Source organism: Mesorhizobium sp. WSM4822 (genome assembly GCF_055811155.1).
In genome coordinates this window covers 1-1,049 of sequence record NZ_JBVVQM010000064.1, presented here as the reverse complement: position 1 = coordinate 1,049, position 1,049 = coordinate 1, and the positions used below count along the sequence as shown (strand labels likewise).

Annotated in this window: 1 protein-coding gene; it reads right to left on the bottom strand. The window is 59.6% G+C overall.

The window, feature by feature from the left end; genetic code table 11:
- Positions 1-988 (bottom strand): IS481 family transposase (locus AC0L3E_RS34530; protein ID WP_473606900.1); only part of this gene is annotated, 988 nt, incomplete at its 3' end.
- Between the last annotated feature and the right edge of the window lie 61 nt (positions 989-1,049).

Here is a 1,049-nt window from a genome sequence, read left to right as displayed (position 1 = left end):
TGTTTAGTCCCGGCATTTGCTGGAGCGGATCAAGCTTGAAGCGTTCTGGCTGCGCAGCCCATGCCTTGCAAATGAACTCGTAGGGCGTGAGGCCCTTGAGGGTCTTGAGCCTGCGGGCGAAGTTGTACGCAGCGACGAAGTCGGTGAGGTGCTGCCGGAGCTGATCGTGGTTCTCATAGTAGAAGCGCTTGACGGTGGCGTCCTTGATGGTCCGGTTCATTCTCTCGACTTGGCCATTGGTCCATGGATGCCTGACCTTGGTCGTGCGGTGGTCGATGTCGTTCCTGGCGCACGTGTATTCGAAGGCGTGCGCCCGAAACAGCTCGCCGTTTGCCATTGCTTCCTTGATCAGCGGCACGGCCGAGCCACCGGCGCCGGGCGTGGTGAATTGGATGCCGTTGTCAGTGAGTACAGTGTGTATCTTGTAGGGGACTGCGCCGATCAGCCGGAGCAGAAACTCTTTAGAGACAGCGGTGGTGGCCTTCTCGTGCAGCTCGACGAAAGCGAACTTGGAGGTGCGGTCGATGGCGACGAACATGTGCAGCTTGCCCTGTTCGGTGCGCACCTCGGCGACGTCGATGTGGAAGTAGCCGATCGGGTAGCTTTTGAACTTCTTTCTTGCCGGCTTGTCGCCTTCGACATCCGGCAGCCGGCCGATGCCATGGCGTTGCAGGCAGCGATGCAAGGACGAACGCGTCAGGTGCGGGATCGTCGGCTGCAAGGCGTAGAGGCAATCGTCCAGCGGCAGCAGCGTGTACCGGCGGAAGGCGACGATGACGGCCTCTTCCTCGACAGATAGAACCGTCGATCTCGGCTCTTTCGGACCGGTCGGCAGATCGGTCACCGAAGTCCGCTCCCGCCATTTGGCGACAGTCTTCTGATTGATGCCGTAGCGCTTGGCCAGCGTCCTCAGGCTCTCTTGACTATGCTGTATCGCTCGACGGATTGCCTCTGTCGTCGTGGCGCTCCCATGAAGAACTTGGCCCATAGTGCATCCCTCGATTCGGAGGATAAGGATGCCCCATCAAAGCCTGGGATCAAACATCTAG